This is a genomic window from Spirosoma montaniterrae (assembly GCF_001988955.1).
Lineage (GTDB): Bacteria > Bacteroidota > Bacteroidia > Cytophagales > Spirosomataceae > Spirosoma > Spirosoma montaniterrae.
Genome location: NZ_CP014263.1, coordinates 2561966 through 2579509, shown reverse-complemented (window position 1 = coordinate 2579509; position 17544 = coordinate 2561966). Strand labels below are relative to the sequence as shown.

Here is a 17544-nt window from a genome sequence, read left to right as displayed (position 1 = left end):
AAGAGCAGTTTAGCGTTAATCACAACCCTGCGCGTGAACCACGATATTGCCATCGACCTGCTGGTAGTCGGCGTTCACGGTGCGGCAAATCAAATCTAACTTTTCCATGAACGGCTCGTTGGTCAGCGAGGCTGTCAAGTAGCAATTTTGCATCAGGGCGGCATTGTACTCGATCCGAACGCCGTAGGCTTTTTCGAGCGTGGCAAACACGTCGGCAATGGGGGTGCGGTGAAAGCGGAAACCGGCCTGTGATTCGATCTGCGGCAGTATAACCGGTTCGGCAACCAAACTTTTCGTCAGGCGGCTGTCGGTAGCCGAAAAAACGAGTTGCTGATTCGGCGTCAGCACCACGCCCGACCCGCTGCTGTCTGCTTTCCGATTGGGAGCGGGCTTGTCTGCGGCATACACCGACACCCGGCCCGTGCGCACAACCACCTTAACCTGTCTGTTTAGTTCGTTTGTCTGTATGTTAAAACTTGTCCCTAAAACTCTGGTAATCAAATTGTTTGCGTACACGAAGAAAGGTTTCGACGGGTCTTTCGTTACGTTGAAAAATGCTTTTCCCTGCAAAAACACTTCGCGTTTGGCTCCCGCAAACTGTTTCGGGTAGCTGATCCGGCTTTTCGGATACACCAGAATTGTGCTGCGGTCCGGCAACGTTACCAACATGGCTTTGCCCTCCGTATTCACTATTTCTTCGAGCGGGTCTGGTTGCCGGGCCACCAACTCCTCATACGTAACGGCGGGCCGGGCAGGCGTTGACCGAAGCCAATACCAGCCAAAAAAGCCAAGCAGCAACAGCACGCTGGCGGCTGCGGCATACCGCACGGGCGCGTACTGAATCCACCGAAATGGCTGCTGCCGAACCTTCAGCGACTGGCGCAGGCGGCTCATCTCCAGCCCGATTTCCTGGTCTGACAGCGGTATCAGTTTATCAACCGATTCAGCATAATGCTGGTCGATGGCTGTTAGCAAGGCCGTTGCCGTGGCGACCAACGTTTGCCGGTCGGGGTTTTGCCGGAGCCATTCGGTCCAGAACGTGCTGGCTTCGGGGTCGTTTTGCAACTTCCAACGCTGAAACAACGGGTCGGCGGCTAATTCTTCGGGGTCAAAATCGCGGTAGGACTGCATCCGTCGGCTGGTTCAGATTGGTAGCGTATCAGCGTAAGGATGCAATGATGTACCGGCAATACTCACTTTAGCAAAATTTTATTTTTAGCCGGGAGAAAACAACGATAAATTATCATTCGGCTGTACTTTCCAATAAATTCGTAGTACATTACGCTTCAGTAGCAACACGAGCGTGCGTACCCAACAACAACTTCTTGACGAAAACAATCAGTTGATACAGCTCTGGCACAAGGTTCAGGCCGGAGACAGGGACGCTTTTTGCCAGTTGGCCGAATCACAGTACCGACCGTTGTTTCGATACGCGACCAATTTTTCGGATGATCGCGATCTCATCAAAGATGCCATTCAGGAAGTACTGCTGCACATCTGGGAACGACGCAACTCGTTAACCATTCAGGTTGTGTCGGTTTACCTCTTTAAATCGCTGCGAAACCAGCTTTTGCAGGAATTTCGGCGGCCCGTTCATCCGGTAGCTTCGCTTCAAACCGCCGACATCAGCGACCTGACCGACTGGGAAACCGTTGAAACAGCCATCGAACAGCGGGAGGGCGACACCGAAAACCAGCAGAAAGTACAGCAGGCTATTGCTCTTCTGCCCAAACGCCAGCAGGAAGTGGTGTTTCTACGGTTCTACAAAGGTCTGGAAAACGAGCAGATTGCTAAAGTAATGGACATGAATCGGCAGTCGGTTGCCAATCTGTTATTCAGGGCATTGCGCTCACTCAAAAGCCAGATGGCGATGTGCCTGGGGTGGTTGATCGTCTGCTCTTCACGGCTCCTCTGCGTTTATCTGCTTTTTTCTCCGTCGTTGCCAGCCGGACTGCGCTGACTTCAGCCGTACTGATGGCGTTGGCGGTGTTGCCGAAGTTTTGCCGGATGTGGGTCAGTACTTCGGCAATGTCCTCGTCTGTCAAAAAGCTGTGTTGTGGCATCACGTTGTTGTACGGCTTTCCGTTGACTTCAATCGGTCCCTCCAGCCCCTTTAACATCACCTCGATAAGCCGTTTTTTGTCGCCCAGTACCCACTCCGAACCAGCCAACGGCGGAAACCGCTGCGAATCGCCGAGACCGTTGCGCTGGTGGCAGGCCGCGCAATAGACACCGTATATGTTGCTGCCCACAACGGGCTTGTCTTTGTCGAGGTTGTCGGTGAGCTGATCGGGTGTGCGGATGTGCGAGAGGGTTTTGCGTTTTTCCATCTGCGCCAGTTGTTCCGGGCCAAACGTTTGTTTGTTGCCGGTGTAGCGAATGCGCCAGATTTTACCTTTTTCGGTTTCAGCCACATACAGCGACCCATCCGGCCCAACGGCCAGACCCATCGGGCGGTATGCGGCATCGCTCACGTTTACGATAGGATCGACACCCGCGAAACCATCGGCAAATACTTCCCAGTTGCGCGACGGACGCCCGTTTTCCGATGGCATAAAGCCGATAAAATACCCGGCCTGCGGATAAGGAGCGCGGTTGGTTGAGCCATGAAACGCCACAAATGCGCCGTTCATGTACCGGGCCGGAAACCCGTTGGCGGCATCGGCAGTGGCCCGGTAGAACAGCAGATCGTTGGGTGCCCAGTGGCCCGGAAAACCGATCAGGGGTTGTTCGCAGCGGTCACAGCGGCCCACCCGCTGACCGTCGCCCCCGTATTCGGGGTTCAATACTTTTTTGCCCTGAATCTGATCGTAGTAGCAGTAGGGCCAGCCGCCGTCCATGCCTTCGGTCATCCGAAAAAACTCTTCGGAGGGGAAGACCGCACTTTGCCAGGGTGAAAATTGTGCGGCATAGGTTCGCAGCAAATCGTCGCGCCCGTGTTGTAGACCATACAGTTGATTATCGACGGGATTCCAGTCCAAAGCTACAACCGAACGCAGGCCCGTGGCGTAGCGATAACCGTCGCGCTGCGTTTGGCCGATTTTGTTGGCATCGAACCGCCAGATGCCGCCGTGGTCGGTCATCATGGGACAGGGGTCGATACCGGGCGAGTTGGGAATCCGGTTTTGCTCCTGACAGGTGTTCGACCCTGCCCCAAACGGCACGTACATGTGCCCTGCGTTGTCGAATGTAATGGGCTTGGCAATGTGTTCGTGAATGCCGTGTTTGTGGTCGTCGGAAAGCACGATTTCCTGCGGGCTGTCGGGCACCAACTGACCGGGTTTTAGTTTGTAGCGATATACGTACAGTTCCGACGCAAAATACAGATAACCGTTATAGATGCGCATGGCCGTGCCGTAACCCCGTTCGCGTTCCAGGCCACCAAAGCGTTTAATGATGTCGGCCCGCCCGTCGCCGTTGGTGTCGCGCAGGGCAATCACGGCTTCGTCTTTGTTGCGTACAAACCGGGCTTTCACGTAAATGTCGCCATTGTCATTGACGGCCAGGTGACGGGCGCGGCCCGGCAGGCTATCGACTACCACAGTAGCCTCGAACCCATCGGGCAGAAACAGACCGCCATTGTCGGCAGTTTGCAGCGGCAAGCCGTTGTAGGTGGCTCGTTGCGAAAAACCGGCAACGGCCAGCAACGCCATTGCCCAGAACCGAATCGGAAAAGTAGTCATTGAATCAGGAAGGTAACAGGATATAACTGAGAGCCTTGCGGCTTATCACTCAAAAATCAGTGTGCCGAATCTGCCGAATTCGTGGAAACTGCCGCCGGTTTTCTGCCACGCCCAGGTCGCATACCCCCGGTCGTAGTCGATGCGGTACAGGTTGCCGCGCCAGCGGGTGCCCCGGTTCGGCGGGGTTTGCACAATCGGACTCAGCAGCCGGTACGGAATGAAAAACTCGGCCACCCAGCCGCTCACCGATGCCCGGCTGCGTTTGTCGCCACCCCACGCGCTCGTAGCGTGTTGCACCCGTTCGCGGGGGCCGTACTGCCAGGGTTTCCAGCCCATGAATTTGTTGTTCAGATTGGGCACCAGCAGCGGCAGTTCGTAATTTAACGGCGACAGTTCGTACTCAAAATAAATCGGCACCGACGTGTCGGGCCAGAGAAAAATCTCGACGACGTCTTCGTTGTATAGCGGGCCATAATCCGTTTCAATCGTAGCTGTCAGCGTTTCGTCGTCGCAGCGAAACAGCACATACAGGCCCGTTGTCGAGTACAGCAGTTTAGCCCTCGTTGTCAGCGGTTTCGGGCGGGCTTTCTGCGCTGAAATTGTCAGCCAGTCGGTTTTTGCCCAGGCCGGATGATCGCCGAGGCCGTTCACCGTAAAGTCGTCGGTTGGGCGGATGGTCAGGCTGGTCGAGTCGGCAGGCTGGGTCTGACCGATTGCTCTGACACCGCCCATAACTTCCCAAAAAATCAGCCACGCCAACAAACGATACGCCATAAGCCGCCGGATTTGTGTAGGAAAGTCTCAGGGTCCGTTTCGTTACTTATCGAAAACCCGTTGTTACCAAACTCTGTGCCGTTTGGCTACCGAACTAAAGCGCAAGCAGTGGCACGGTAAATTTTTCCGTCTGTTTTGGTAAACAGGTATAAGCCCTGACCCGGCCCGATGCCGAACCGCAAATCGGTCTTTTTTGACCCGCACAACGCCTGAAACGTGACAGGTCGCCCGGCTATGTCAAGGTCAAATTCCTGAATAATCGCCTGTTGACCGGGCTTCAATTGGTTACCTTCGACGTAGAAAACGCGTCCGTTCACAATGTCGCCAAACAGATATTTTCCGGTCAGCAACGCGATGTTGCCCGTATACACAAATCCGCCCGAAACGGCCTTGCCTTCGTCGTGGTCGTACTGAATAGCCGGGTATGCGTACCGATAAGCCGCGTCGTTGCCGGGCAGCGGGTAGCTTTTGTCCATAGCCCCCCGGTAGTTCATCACAAACGTACCTTCGCGGTCGGGCCAGCCATAATTGGCTCCGGCTACGACTGCGTTGATTTCTTCCATGTTGGCCTGCCCAATGTCCGACACGAGCATTGTGCCGTTGGGTGCCCAACAGATGCGATTAGGGTTGCGAAACCCGCGACAGAAGATTTCGCCCCCGGCCCGCCCGGCCAACGGATTACTGACCGGAATGCCGTATTGCCCGTTGCGGCTGTTCGTACCGCGTGGGTCGATGCGCAGTACTTTGCCCCACAGGCGGGTGCTATCTTGGCAGAGTTCGTAATGGCCGTTTTCGGTGCAGCCGCCATCGCCCACACCCACATACAGCAATCCATAGTCGGGCGTGCCGGGCTTCGCCAGCGGGTTGAACGTAATTTCCTGTACGCCGTGAATGGCTGAAACCATGTCGATACGCAGCAGCTCGCGGCCCGTGCCAACAAACGTCGTTGCGGTGGGGGCGGTGGTTTTCCACTCGGTCAGCACCCATTGCAAGGTTACTTTGATAGAGTCGGCGTAGGCAAAATTGGCGGGGGCTGTGCGGGCTTTTTCGGTGTGCGTGGTATAGAGTAGACCGTTCTGGTAAAAGGCCGGGTGGAAAGCGAAACTGCCGAACCCCGTCGCTAAACCCGGCGCGTGAATAAAATTGGGACGGTGGTCGGGCAGGCGGAAATAAGGTTGCAGCGTTACCCCGGCCATCTCGTAAAGCGCACCCCGCAGATCGACCACAAAAGTACGTTCGGTCTGGCCGGGCAGCACCAGCATTTTATTGATACGCGCTGCCGGTGTCTGGGTGGCACTGGCCGGAGCCGTAACCACTTCTTCAAGCGTCAGACGCAGACCGCCTTTGGCAATTTTAGCCGGAACAGGGTCGGCAATGGCCGTACCAAACGACTCATTTTTATCGGTAGTCAGCTTTTTATTGTGGTGGATATACGCCATCAACGCCCGAACGTCGGCGTCGTTCAGCGTTGGGAAGGCGGGCATAATCTGGTTGTATTCGGCCACAAGTCGAGTGGCGCGGGCGTCGCCCTGCCCAATTACATCGGGCGCGTTGCGAATGAATTTCCGAAGCCATGCGTAGGACACGTCTGCCGTAACCCGACTCAGATTCGGGCCGATGCCTTTCTGCAAAAAGTTATGACAGGCCGAGCAGTTCTGCCCAAACAGTTGCTGGCCTTTTGCAATTGTTTGCTTATCAGTGGCATACACGCTGTCGGCAGGCGTAGCGGCCTGGGCAACGATTGTTTTGGCTATAAGCACGTACAGGAGAAAATACACAGCAGAGCGGTCCATCAAAAATAGCGTTGAACGGTTTTGGCAAAGTGCGGCATGGCAATCTCAGGATCAGGCAGTTCGGGGTGCCAGAGCTTTTCCCACTCGAAACTGTAATAACCGGAATAGCCGCCTTTGGTGAGCGCACCAATGGCCTCGGCAAGGGGAGCTTCGCCCTCGCCCAGCAGCGTATACTGGAGCTTGTCGCCCGTGAGTTTGGCGTCTTTCAGGTGTACGTGCCGGATGTGCGGTTTCAGCACCCGGTACACCTCGATGGGCGGCTCTTTCGTCACCGACCACATGTTCACCACGTCCCAGATCAGCCCCACGTTGGAGCGGTTGGCCGAGGTCATAATCTGGTTCAGCAACGCGCTCTCGATTACCTTCCCGTGCGATTCCAGCAAAATGCTGACCGGCCCGTTACCGACAAACGTGCCCAGGTCAACCAGCCCGCCGATGATAAGGTCAATGGTTTGCTGCCGGTCCTGATTGGCGGGCAGATCGTTCGGAAACACGCGCACGTAAGGGCAGTTGAGTTGGGCCGCCAGGTCGATGAAACGTTTGGCGTGGTCTAACTGCTCCCGGCGTTTGGTGGCGTCGGCGTGATGCAGTTGCGTCGATGTGCCCAGATTGATGATCCGAACGCCTTTGTCCTCAACGATGCGCCGGGTAGCTTTGATGCGCTCCGGTGTACTGAACTCCGGGCATTTGGGCAGGTCGAGTTCGCCCTGCAAGCCGCGCAGTTCCAGCCCTTTATAGCCGTTTGTACTGGCGCAGGCCAGTATTTGGTCGAGCGACCAGCGCGGGCACCCCAGCGTTGAAAACGACAGCAATGGTTTTGCCGGCGGAACAGTTGAGAACCGGGCAGAAAGGGCCAGCGCAGTGGCTTTGGCCGTGGTAGTCAGAAACGTTCGGCGATTCGGCATAGGGGTAGGAGATTAATCGGTTTCTACGTAATTGAGGTCCTTGTGGAAGGTTTCTTCCAGCGCGTACAGTGCCAGCAGTGCCAGTCCAACTGTCAGCAAACCCACGCCGAGCGCACTGTATAACACGCCGAACTGGGCCTTACCCAGCACAAATAGCGACGTGAGCGGAATAACGGCACCCCGCACAAAGTTCGGCACGGTGGTGGCAACCGTAGCGCGGAGGTTAGTGCCAAACAGTTCGGCGGCAATGGTCACGAACAACGCCCAGTAGCCATTGGCAAAACCAAGCAGCACACACACGGCATAAAATAAGCTGAGGTCGCGCAGGGGAGCCAGCAGGTAGATCAGCACGAACGTCAGCGAGAGCAGAATGAATAGACGAATGGCGCGTTTCCGGCTCTGCAACCGCTGACTCAGCAGCCCACTCGCCACGTCGCCAACCGTTTGCCCAACAAAGGTGAGCATCACGGCTTTACCCGCCACCACCGGGGCCGATAGGCCAATGGCCTGCCCGAACTCCGGCGAGAACGTAATCAGAATACCGACCACAAACCAGATCGGCAGACCAACCAGAATACATTGCAGGTATTTCAGAAAACGCGCTTTATCGGAAAACAGCATCAGCAAGTCGCCCCGCTTCACCTGACGTTCTTTCAGCGTTTCAAAAATGCGCGACTCAAACACGTTGACCCGCAGCACGAGCAGCAGCAGCCCCAGCCCACCGCCAACGAAATAGGCGTTGCGCCACGCGAACCAGTCGGCTACAAAATACGCCAGAATAGCACCCAGAACGCCCATCGTGGCAACAATGGTGGTGCCGTAGCCGCGAATTTTGGTTGGCAGCACTTCGGTCACGAGCGTAACGCCTGCGCCCAATTCGCCCGCCAGCCCCACGCCCGCGATGAACCGCAGCACGGCGTATTGGGTCACGCTGGTAACGAAACCGTTGCCAATGTTTGCCAGCGAATAAATCAGAATCGAGCCGAACAACACCGACAGCCGTCCGCGCTTGTCGCCCAGTACGCCCCAGAAAATGCCACCCAGCAGCATCCCGGCCATCTGCATATTCAACAGCATAATGCCATCGGGTAGCATCCGGTCGGCAGTAACGCCGAGCGCGTTCAGGCTGGGTACGCGTACCACGCTGAACAGAAACAGGTCGTACATATCGACTAAATAACCCAGCGCGGCTACCAGCACCGGCAATTGAAGCAGTTGGCGAAGAAGCGAAGGCGGAGCCATTTTCGGTTGCTGTATCATGCTGTTTTGGGGTTTAAACGCAGAGGGAAAAGAGGTTTACGCGGAGGTCGCTGAGAAAACTCTGTGTACTCTGCGTAGCCTCTGTTTCTCTTCGTTTAATAAAATCATAATCGCGGCAGCGTCAGGCCACCATCCACTAAAATTACCTGCCCCGTCGAGTAGGGGAAATCGCCACGGGCGAGGGCGGCAACAGCCCGGCCAACATCGTCGGGCAGCCCCCAGCGTTTTTGCACGCACAGGCCGTTTTCGATAAGTGCGTCGTATTTGTCGGTCACGCCCGCCGTCATGTCGGTGCGAATAATGCCGGGCCGTACTTCGTAGACTGGAATACCAAACTCGCCGAGCCGGGCGGCAAACAACTGGGTTGCCATGCTCAGACCAGCTTTTGCCACGCAATATTCACCCCGATTTACTGACGCTACGGTGGCCGAAATCGAGGTGATGTTTATGATGCAGCCCGCAAAATCAGGCTGTTCGGCGCGTTGCTCAAGCATCCAGTTGGCGGCTGCCTGGGTCAGAAAATACGCGCCCTGCAAATTGGTTGTCAGCACGCGCTGAAAACTATCTTCGGTGGCTTCGAGGATGTCGCGCCGTTCGGCGGGGGCCACGCCCGCGTTGTTGACCAGCACGTTCAAGCGGCCAAAATAGGCCCGAATTCGTTCCAGCATCGCCGTTCGGGCTTCCTGCAAAGCCACGTCGCCGGGGCAGTACACAACATCTGCGCCCAATGCCCGCAGCCCATTCAGCGCATCCTGAACGGCGGCTTCGGGGCGCATTCCATTGATTGCCAGATCGAAACCGGCGTTGGCAAGGTGCTGGGCAATGCCGTAGCCAATGCCCCGGCTTCCACCTGTAATAAAAGCTACCTGTTTCATGGGTTTATCTGGCGCGAGCCAACCGATACATCGGACCGGCTCGCGCCAGCTTATCACGTAACTAACTACAGCTACACTTTCAACTCTTTCAATTCCTCGGCTTGTGGTAGTTTTTTGTAGGCTGGGTCGAGCGGGTAGCAGCCCGAAATCAGGCCGTTACGCGGGGCGGTGGTGCAGTCGGAAAACGTCCGGCAAATCTGATTGCGGGTTAGTGGTCGGCCAGCGAGCATATCGGCGGGCATGGTCGGGTAGGAGAGTACCATCCGGCCAAAGCCTATGCTGTCGGCCATGCCCGCCTGTAGCACAGACTGCGCTACGTTGGGCAACCACTCCTGCAAGTACGAATAGCCCGACCCGATAATGACGAGTTCGGGAAATGCTTTTTTGAGTTCGTGCGTCACGTCGATTTGCCGTTTTACGCCCAACAGCGGGTCTTCGGGCGGTAGGTAGCCATCCGAGGGTGGAAATAGCGCGGGCCGCATCAGATGCGGGTTGTAGTACGGACTGCCGCCGGTGATGCACACCAACTGAATGCCCAGCGACTCAATCAACGCCAGCAACGCCTTCGACTCGGTCAGGTCAACGCCCTGTCCGCTCGTTTGTCCGCCAAAGGCAAAGGGATACTGGTCGGCTGGTTCGGGAATGCCTACGTCGTCGGGGCCTTTTTTGAACGGCAGAAAGTCGAACGCACTCAGGCGAATGCCCATCTCCAGCCCCGGCGCGGCTTGCCGAATACCGGCCACGATGGTACGTAGATAACGGGTTCGATTCTCGAACGAGCCGCCGTATTTGCCGGGCCGACTTACCGCGCTCAGGAACTCGTGGCCGAGGTAGCCGTGACAGTGTTTGATGTCTACGAAATCGAATCCGGCTTTTTGCGCCAGCACAGCCGCATCGACATACTGCCCAATAATCCGGTCGATTTCGTCGTCGGTCAGTACGGGGTAGTCGTCGGCCATGCCGAAGCGAGCGTTCAGGTAGGGGTGGGCGTAAAGAATTTTCGACTCGAATTTTTTGTGGCTGTTGGGTTTGCAGAACCGCCCCGAATGCGTCAGTTGCAGGCCAATTACCAGATCGTGTGTATTCCCAAACTGTTCGGCGTGCTGCCGAAGAAGCTGTTCACGAAGGGCAACGAAATCAGAAAACGTATCGGTGTTGAGTACTAATTGATTCGGGTTGGCCTTGCCACCGTGACAAACCGCTACGGCCTCGCAGCCGAACAACAGTTTAGCTCCGCTTACGGCGAATTTCGTCCAGCGGTTGCGCGTAAAATCCGACGGGCGTCCATCGAGCGTACCGTCCCAGCCTTCCATCGGCAGAATACACAGACTGTTGCCAATGGTTTTGCCCGATTTGAGTTGTATGGGCCGACTGAACGGGCTGTTGTCGGGTGGCAGCAGCGCATCGTCGAACGGGAGGTCTATGGCGTTGGTTTGCAGGTAATTACGCAGGTCGTCCGTTGTTTTCAACTGCGCCATGCGTGGGTATCGGGGTTTATTTTTCGCGCTCATGGGGATGGCACACGGATTGTACGGATGAGACGGATTGACACGGATTTTACTACAGGCAATTAAAAAAAGTGTAGTACGGCTCGTTGTTCATGATGCGTTGCAGGTACAGAGCCACTTCGCGCAGGTGATAGTCGCCCCACATGCTCGACTCGCCGTAGGGAATTGGGCTACCGTCGGGTATGTAATCCCAACCGTTCGGGCGATGGTAAATCGAGTGTAGGAGCAGGCCCTGATGATCTGGGTCGGTGCTTAAATAGGGCGCATCGAGCAGCGTATTCAGCACGGTCAGCCCGGCTTGCCAGTAGCGTTGCCCGGCTTCAGCTTCCCCCCGATTCGTGAGGTAGTTGCCCAATCGCAGCAGACCCTGTGCGCCGATGGCAGCCGCCGAACTATCGACTGGCTCGAAGGCATTGAAGGGGTCGGCGGGCCGGTCGAGGTAATTGCCGAGCCGGTGCAGGTTGGGTGCGCCCGTATCCCAGTACGGTACGCCATCGGTGGGGGTGTGGTCGATGTAAAAATCGCAGGTGGCACGGGCGGCTTTCAGCATAAAGGCTTCGATGGATGCCCGTCCACCGAGGGGTTCCAATGCACTGTCGGGGAGCGTAGCGAGGTATTCCAATTGTTCGGGAAAGCCGCACATAGCCCAGGCCAGGCCGCGTGTCCAGGTTGTGAATCCCGAATAGCCCTGTTGCGAGTTGGGGCAGCGGAAATGCCCATTTTTCGTATTGAAAATGCTTTCGTGGGCCGTGCGTCCCCACAGGTCGTAGCTGTCGCGGCCTTCGCCGTAGAAAACGGAGTAGTCGGCGGTGGCGCGTATATGCTGGATGGCGCGTTCGAGCAGGTTGATTTTTTCGTCGCTCTCAGCCTGAAACGCATGGCGCAGGCTGTAGCTTAGCACCAATGCCCGGCACGACCGAATGGTATCGACAAAGAGCGAATGCGGCCCGTTGAACGAATGAATAAAGCCCGCTCCGGCATCCCGGCCCTGTGCAATGGTTGTCCAGCGGCTGGCCTGAACGGCTCCCGAAATCTTCAGCGCGAGTTCATAGAAATTCCGCTCCTGCGTATTGTGTGGCAGTTTGCCTTCGCGCATCAGCCGAAGCAAATTGCCATAGGTGCTGACGTTATTGAATCCGTGATCATGAACGCCGATGTGGCTGATGTGCGGGGCCATCACGTCCACCGTTTTTTCGCGTCCTACTTCTAAAAAATACGAATCGCCTGTTGCGTCGAACTGGAGAATAGCCGAACCAAACTGAAATCCCTGCGTCCATTCGGTCCAGCCGCGTGTGGTATATTGACCCTGCACCGTAAACACAGGCGACCCCTGCGCCGGGTCATACTGTTCGTCGATCAGGCGAATCTTTTGCGCCGAAATTGCCCAGAAACGGGTGAGTTTAGCCGAAAAATGAGTGAGTTTGAGGTCAGTGTTGATCTGAATCATGCGTAAGCAGAGCCGGTCGTTGGGGTTTGCTTACGTAAGAAGTGAAGGGTATTCACATACTCAATTTTGGGTGAAAGCTTTTGCGATTTGCTGTAAACGCAGGTGTTGCAGCAGCATAATGGTCTTTCCGTCGCAGATTTCGCCCGTTTCAATCATGGTCATAGCCTGCTGAAGCGGTAATTCGAGCGTGTCGATCTCTTCTTCATCGACCCCGCCCCCGGCATTGCGCTCGGTGTCGGCGGTATATTCGGCGAGGTAGAAAAACAGCTTTTCGGTCACCGAACCCGGACTCATATAGGCTTCCAGCACTTTCTGTACGGCGGTGAGCCGGAAGCCGGTTTCTTCCTCGGTTTCGCGTCGGATGGCCATTTCGGGGTCGTCGTTGTCTAAAAGCCCGGCGCAGGCTTCGATAAGCAGTCCGTCGGGATTGCCATTGACGTAGGTGGGCAACCGAAACTGCCGGGTCAGAATCACTGTATCGGTGTGTGGGTTGTGTAGCAGAATGGTAGCTCCGTTGCCCCGGTCGTAAGCTTCGCGCTGCTGGGTTGTCCACTGCCCATTCTTGCCTAAGATGTTGAATGTATACCGTTTCAGCACATACCAGTTATCCGAAAGTAGCTTCTCTTCAGTTATTTGCACTCGTTCAGGCTGCATGTTGTTTGAAAATGTTTGATTTTGTTTAATTTTGAGCAAAGGAACATAATAGCGATGAATTTTCAACAGCGTAAGCAGAAAATTTTACAAACACTCGATGAACGTGGCTCGGTGGATGTGGCCGATCTGGTGGGCTTGCTTAATACCTCAGACATGACCGTTCGGCGTGATTTGGGGCAATTGGCGGCTTCGGGGTTATTGTATCGCACGCGGGGCGGGGCCATGAAAGTCAGTGCCGCTACCGACTCGTTCCGGTTCGCCAACAAAGCCGCCGTCAATGCCGGGCAGAAAGATTATATCTGTCAGATTGCCGCCCGGCAGATTCAGGAGGGCGACGTGATTTTTATGGACTGCGGCAGTACGGTATTCCGGCTATGCGCATTTATCCGGCACCGACGCGTCACGGTCATTACCAATTCACTGCCTGTGGTGGTCGAACTGATGGGGTCCGACGTGTCGGTGAATCTGATTGGGGGCGAGGTCGATAAAGACCGTCAGGCCGTGCATGGGCTGATGGCCGACGAACACATTGCCCGGTATCGCGCCAATCGGGCGTTTATTGGCGTCGATGGTATTTCGCTGCAAAACGGCCTGAGTGCCAACAGCGAAAAGGAAGCCAGTACGGCAGTGGCGATGGCCCGGCAAGCTGAAAAAACGTATCTGCTCTGCGATTCATCAAAGTTGGAAACCGACAAATATCTTTACTTCGCCCCCTTAACATTGTTCGACGCGCTGATTACCGACAACGAAGCAAATCCGGCTGTTATCGACGCATATCGACAGGCGGGCCTCACTGTTCTGAACTAACTCATGTGTAAAATCTGGATCGACACTGGCGGCACTTTCACCGATGGCCTTGCCCTTGATCCGCAGGGAAATCTGCATCGTACCAAAGTGTTGAGTAGCAGCCGACTACGCGGTCAGCTTATCAACGGAAAGATCGTGGCCCCGTGGCTAACCGCGCCCATCTTTGATGGCTATCAGGCCCGAATCGTTGAAACGGGTGAAGAGTTTGTAGTGGAGTCGTGTAGCTTGGATGGTTTCATTGTCGTTTCCGTAAGCGGGCGAATTAATTCGCCCGCTTACGGAAACGATAACCGAAGCCGAACCGATAACCGACCCCGAACCATTGAACTTTTTACGGGTGAAGAAGCTCCCGTTCTGGCGGCCAGGCTGCTGACACAGACGCCATTGGGAAAACCCTTTCCGCCGTTGGAGATGCGGCTCGGCACCACCAAAGGCACCAACGCGCTGCTCGAACGCAAAGGCGGGCGCGTGGCACTGCTCGTAACGCGCGGTTTTGCCGATCTACTGAAAATTGGCACGCAGCAGCGGCCCAGCCTGTTTCAGTTAGCTATTCCCCCAGCCGATACTGTATACAACAGTGTTATAGAAATAAATGAGCGTATTGCTGCCAATGGGGATATTCTGACGCCGTTAGCCGCCGAAACGCTTAATTTGCTGCTGGCGCGACTGCGCGAAGAAACACCTGATGCCGTGGCGATTTCGTTGCTGAATGCATACCGAAATCCAGTTCATGAACAACAACTGCGTGATGCACTAATGGCTGCCGGATTACCGTTCGTGACCTGTTCTACAGACGTTTCATCTGCGCCAGGCTACGTATCGCGTACTCAGACCGCCGTTGTCGATGCTTATCTGACGCCTGTACTGCGTTCCTACCTCGACAATGTGCAAACTCAACTCGGTGGGCATTCCGTTCGCGTTATGAGCAGTGCGGGAGGACTCGTCCGCGCCGATCTGTTTCGACCCAAAGACAGTCTGCTTAGCGGGCCTGCCGGTGGTGTGATCGGTGCGGCAGCGGTTGGCAGTGACCGGCTCCCGGCAACCAGTTCACGGCGGTTGCCGCCATTGCTCACGCTCGACATGGGCGGCACAAGTACTGATGTGGCCCGTATCGATGGCGAGCCGGATTATCGATTTGAAACCACCATCGGGCCGTTTGTGCTGCAATTGCCTTCGCTGGCAATCGAAACCGTGGCGGCTGGGGGTGGGTCGGTTTGCTGGTTCGATGGGAGCCAACTACGCGTGGGGCCGCAGAGTGCGGGTGCCAGCCCCGGCCCGGCCTGTTACGGAGCTACTGCCCCCGGTCAGCCGTTGCTGTTGACGATTACCGACGTGAATTTGCTCTTAGAAAAACTGCACCCGCAGCAGTTTGGAATCCCCGTGTTTCCCGAAAAAGCGCGGGAAGCTCTCGCACAGTTGGTGGAACACATTTTCAGCAAAACCGGTCAGCGGCCCGATGGCCTGACGTTGCTGCGGGGCTTCGAGCACATTGCCAACGAGACAATGGCTGGGGCTATCCGCAAAATATCCGTCTCGCGGGGGTTCGATCCGGCTCAGTACAGCCTGCTGGTATTTGGCGGGGCGGGGGGGCTTCACGGTTGCGCCATTGCGCGGCTGCTGAATATGGAACAAATTCTGTTGCCATTCGATGGTGGCTTGCTCAGTGCTTACGGCATCGGACAGGCACAGATTGAGCGGATAGCATCGCGGTCGGTATTGCAGCCCTTAGCTGACATAGAAACGCAACTGGCAGAAATGGCCGATGCGCTGGCCGAACAGGCAAAAGCTGACCTGCAACAGGACGTGGGCAGAAAAACAAGTATTGTCCTAAAGTCAGTTACGGTTTTTCTGCGTTTTCAAGGGCAGGAAGCTACTGTCGATGTGCCACTAAGTCAGCAGCTTATGGCTGATTTTCAGGATAAGTACCGGCATCTCTACGGCCATTACCCCGAAAGCCGCGCCGTGGAGGTCGAGAGCGTCCGGGTGGTGGTCAGTACTGTGGCCGAAGCATCGGTGGTGAGTGGCCCGCCGGTCAGTCATCGCCACGCGGTGCCGTCGTTTCAGGCGGGTGCGTATCCGGCCTACGACTGGACACGCTTGCAGGAAGGCGACACCTTTCGCGGTCCGGCTCTCCTGCTCAACACCACCTCCTCGGCCTTTATCGAACCCGGCTGGCGGGTGGTGGTGCAGGGCAATCGTGACGTAGTAGCCGACTACATTGCCGACATAGACGCAAGGCCCGATACGGTCACAAACGAACTGGTTCAGCTCGAACTGTTCACGCAGCGATTTCGGGCTATTGCCGAAGAAATGGGCGCACAATTGCAGCGAACCGCCTTCTCGACTAACGTCAAAGAACGGCTCGACTTCTCGTGTGCCCTGCTCGACGCCAACGCCGAACTGGTTGCCAATGCCCCGCACATTCCGGTGCATCTGGGTAGTTTGGGTGTGTGCGCACGGCTGTGTCTCAACAAACTACCGCTCGGCCCCGGCGACGTGCTGATTACGAATCACCCAAAATTTGGCGGGTCGCACTTGCCCGATGTAACACTGTTACAAGGCGTTTTCACTGATGATGAGCAATTGATTGGCTACGTCATCAACCGGGCGCACCACGCTGAAATTGGCGGTAAAGTGCCGGGTTCGATGCCGCCCGATGCCGTTTCGCTGACTGAAGAAGGCGTAGTGCTGGAGCCGCAATATGTTGTGAAAGCCGGGCAGTTTTTGTGGAAAACCAACGCTGACAGAACCGATAACGGCCTGGAAGCGCGTTTCACACAGGCTCCGTACCCAACCCGTGCCATAGCCGAGAACCGAGCCGACATCGAAGCGGCTTTGGCCTCGCTCCGGGCGGGCGAAGCGGCTTTGCGTAACCTCGTTCGGCAACACGGCATCGAGACGGTGCAACACTATATGCGGCAACTGCAACAGTCTGCCACAGAAGCTATTATGGACGTGCTGCAACCGTTGAGCGGCCAAACGTTTTGCGCCGAAGAATCGCTCGATGACGGACACACGATTCGCGTCAGCGTTGGGGTGAACGAGGGGCGCGTAACCTTCGACTTCACTGGTACGTCGGGCGTGCATCCCAACAACCTGAACGCCAACGTGTCGATTCTGCATAGTGCCATTTTGTACGTATTGCGGCTTTGGGTTGATAAAGACATTCCGCTGAACGAGGGGCTGATGACTCCGGTCGAGCTGATCCTGCCCGGTGAATCATTTCTAAATCCGATTTTTCCCGACGATGAAACCCAGTGCCCGGCAGTGGTGGGTGGCAATACGGAAGTAAGTCAGCGATTGGTCGATACGCTGCTCAAAGCGTTGGGGTTAGCGGCCTGTAGTCAGGGAACAATGAATAATTTTCTGTTCGGGAATTCCCAATTCGGTTATTACGAAACTATCGGCGGTGGAACCGGTGCTACCACGGGTGCCGATGGGCGGTCGGCGGTGCATCAGCACATGACCAATACCAAACTGACTGATCCTGAAGAACTTGAACGACGGTATCCGGTACGGCTACATCAATTTAGCATTCGAACCGGCTCGGGCGGGGCCGGGCGGTGGCGTGGGGGCGATGGCATCGTGCGCGAAATCGAATTTCTCGAACCTGTGCAGGCAACTCTACTCAGTCAGCACCGCGTGGTGGCTCCCTACGGGCTGAACGGTGGTGAACCGGGTGCGGTGGGGCGGCAAACGCTTATTCGGGCCGATGGCCGTGAAGAAACATTGCCAGGAATTTTCACGCGGGCCATGCAGGCGGGCGAGCGTATCCGAATCGAAACGCCGGGGGGTGGGGGAGTTGGTGAATGATATTTTTTTGTAGTACTTCGCTGAC

At 56.1% G+C, this 17544-nt stretch carries 13 protein-coding genes; 3 read left to right on the top strand and 10 right to left on the bottom strand.

The genetic code is table 11. The features are described 5' to 3' along the window. Window positions 1-15: 15 nt before the first annotated feature. Window positions 16-1131 carry a FecR family protein gene (locus tag AWR27_RS11275; protein ID WP_077131267.1) on the bottom strand — a complete coding sequence of 372 codons (1116 nt, stop codon included), beginning with the start codon at window positions 1129-1131 and terminating at the stop codon, window positions 16-18. Between the two features lie 172 nt (window positions 1132-1303). Here AWR27_RS11275 and AWR27_RS11270 point away from each other — a divergent pair, with 172 nt between their 5' ends. Further along, the gene (locus AWR27_RS11270) at window positions 1304-1960 is read left to right on the top strand and encodes an RNA polymerase sigma factor (protein WP_083732816.1); all 657 of its coding nucleotides are present in this window, start codon (window positions 1304-1306) and stop codon (window positions 1958-1960) included. Here the strand turns inward: AWR27_RS11270 and AWR27_RS11265 are convergent. The 9 genes from AWR27_RS11265 to nudK all read right to left on the bottom strand — a co-directional run bounded on the left by AWR27_RS11265 (window position 1854) and on the right by nudK (window position 12899). Continuing rightward, complete coding sequence (locus tag AWR27_RS11265) at window positions 1854-3683, bottom strand: PQQ-dependent sugar dehydrogenase (protein WP_077131266.1); 1830 nt, start codon at window positions 3681-3683, stop codon at window positions 1854-1856. The genes AWR27_RS11270 and AWR27_RS11265 overlap by 107 nt on opposite strands. 45 nt (window positions 3684-3728) lie before the next feature. After that, the gene (locus tag AWR27_RS11260) at window positions 3729-4457 is read right to left on the bottom strand and encodes a carbohydrate-binding family 9-like protein (RefSeq protein WP_232326040.1); all 729 of its coding nucleotides are present in this window, start codon (window positions 4455-4457) and stop codon (window positions 3729-3731) included. 86 nt (window positions 4458-4543) lie between these two features. Then, window positions 4544-6250 (bottom strand): PQQ-dependent sugar dehydrogenase, encoded by a 1707-nt coding sequence (locus tag AWR27_RS11255; RefSeq protein WP_077131265.1) that lies wholly within the window; start codon window positions 6248-6250, stop codon window positions 4544-4546. Then, entirely contained in the window at window positions 6250-7155 is a 906-nt protein-coding gene (locus tag AWR27_RS11250) for a sugar phosphate isomerase/epimerase family protein (protein ID WP_077131264.1), read from the bottom strand. The genes AWR27_RS11255 and AWR27_RS11250 overlap by 1 nt, the downstream gene beginning before the upstream one ends. Before the next feature lie 12 nt (window positions 7156-7167). After that, window positions 7168-8415, bottom strand: coding sequence for an MFS transporter (locus AWR27_RS11245; RefSeq protein WP_077131263.1), 1248 nt, complete (start codon window positions 8413-8415; stop codon window positions 7168-7170). 104 nt (window positions 8416-8519) lie between these two features. Further along, window positions 8520-9290: a 3-ketoacyl-ACP reductase gene (locus AWR27_RS11240; RefSeq protein WP_077131262.1), complete on the bottom strand. Its 771-nt coding sequence runs from the start codon at window positions 9288-9290 to the stop codon at window positions 8520-8522. A 71-nt stretch (window positions 9291-9361) separates the two neighbouring features. After that, window positions 9362-10801, bottom strand: coding sequence for an oxidoreductase (locus AWR27_RS11235; protein ID WP_077131261.1), 1440 nt, complete (start codon window positions 10799-10801; stop codon window positions 9362-9364). 49 nt (window positions 10802-10850) lie between these two features. Then, window positions 10851-12245, bottom strand: coding sequence for a glycoside hydrolase family 88 protein (locus AWR27_RS11230; protein WP_077131260.1), 1395 nt, complete (start codon window positions 12243-12245; stop codon window positions 10851-10853). A 60-nt stretch (window positions 12246-12305) separates the two neighbouring features. Next, a complete protein-coding gene (gene nudK / locus AWR27_RS11225) occupies window positions 12306-12899 on the bottom strand; it encodes a GDP-mannose pyrophosphatase NudK (RefSeq protein WP_077133931.1) in 594 nt (197 codons plus the stop codon). 54 nt (window positions 12900-12953) lie between these two features. Here nudK and AWR27_RS11220 point away from each other — a divergent pair, with 54 nt between their 5' ends. Together AWR27_RS11220 and AWR27_RS11215 are read left to right on the top strand one after the other, a co-directional pair. Next, window positions 12954-13706, top strand: a complete 753-nt coding sequence (locus AWR27_RS11220; RefSeq protein WP_077131259.1) for a DeoR/GlpR family DNA-binding transcription regulator — start codon at window positions 12954-12956, stop codon at window positions 13704-13706. 3 nt (window positions 13707-13709) lie between these two features. Continuing rightward, the gene (locus AWR27_RS11215; protein ID WP_077131258.1) at window positions 13710-17519 is read left to right on the top strand and encodes a hydantoinase B/oxoprolinase family protein; all 3810 of its coding nucleotides are present in this window, start codon (window positions 13710-13712) and stop codon (window positions 17517-17519) included. The last annotated feature ends 25 nt before the right edge of the window (window positions 17520-17544 follow it).

Bases quoted from the DNA above. Each gene is read 5' to 3' on its own strand.
- AWR27_RS11260 (WP_232326040.1), bottom strand. From the start codon at position 4,457: ATGGCGTATCGTTTGTTGGCGTGGCTGATTTTTTGGGAAGTTATGGGC.
- AWR27_RS11245 (WP_077131263.1), bottom strand. From the start codon at position 8,415: ATGATACAGCAACCGAAAATGGCTCCGCCTTCGCTTCTTCGCCAACTG.
- AWR27_RS11230 (WP_077131260.1), bottom strand. From the start codon at position 12,245: ATGATTCAGATCAACACTGACCTCAAACTCACTCATTTTTCGGCTAAA.
- AWR27_RS11220 (WP_077131259.1), top strand. From the start codon at position 12,954: ATGAATTTTCAACAGCGTAAGCAGAAAATTTTACAAACACTCGATGAA.
- AWR27_RS11250 (WP_077131264.1), bottom strand. From the start codon at position 7,155: ATGCCGAATCGCCGAACGTTTCTGACTACCACGGCCAAAGCCACTGCG.
- AWR27_RS11240 (WP_077131262.1), bottom strand. From the start codon at position 9,290: ATGAAACAGGTAGCTTTTATTACAGGTGGAAGCCGGGGCATTGGCTAC.
- AWR27_RS11235 (WP_077131261.1), bottom strand. From the start codon at position 10,801: ATGAGCGCGAAAAATAAACCCCGATACCCACGCATGGCGCAGTTGAAA.
- nudK (WP_077133931.1), bottom strand. From the start codon at position 12,899: ATGCAGCCTGAACGAGTGCAAATAACTGAAGAGAAGCTACTTTCGGAT.
- AWR27_RS11255 (WP_077131265.1), bottom strand. From the start codon at position 6,250: ATGGACCGCTCTGCTGTGTATTTTCTCCTGTACGTGCTTATAGCCAAA.
- AWR27_RS11275 (WP_077131267.1), bottom strand. From the start codon at position 1,131: ATGCAGTCCTACCGCGATTTTGACCCCGAAGAATTAGCCGCCGACCCG.
- AWR27_RS11265 (WP_077131266.1), bottom strand. From the start codon at position 3,683: ATGACTACTTTTCCGATTCGGTTCTGGGCAATGGCGTTGCTGGCCGTT.
- AWR27_RS11215 (WP_077131258.1), top strand. From the start codon at position 13,710: ATGTGTAAAATCTGGATCGACACTGGCGGCACTTTCACCGATGGCCTT.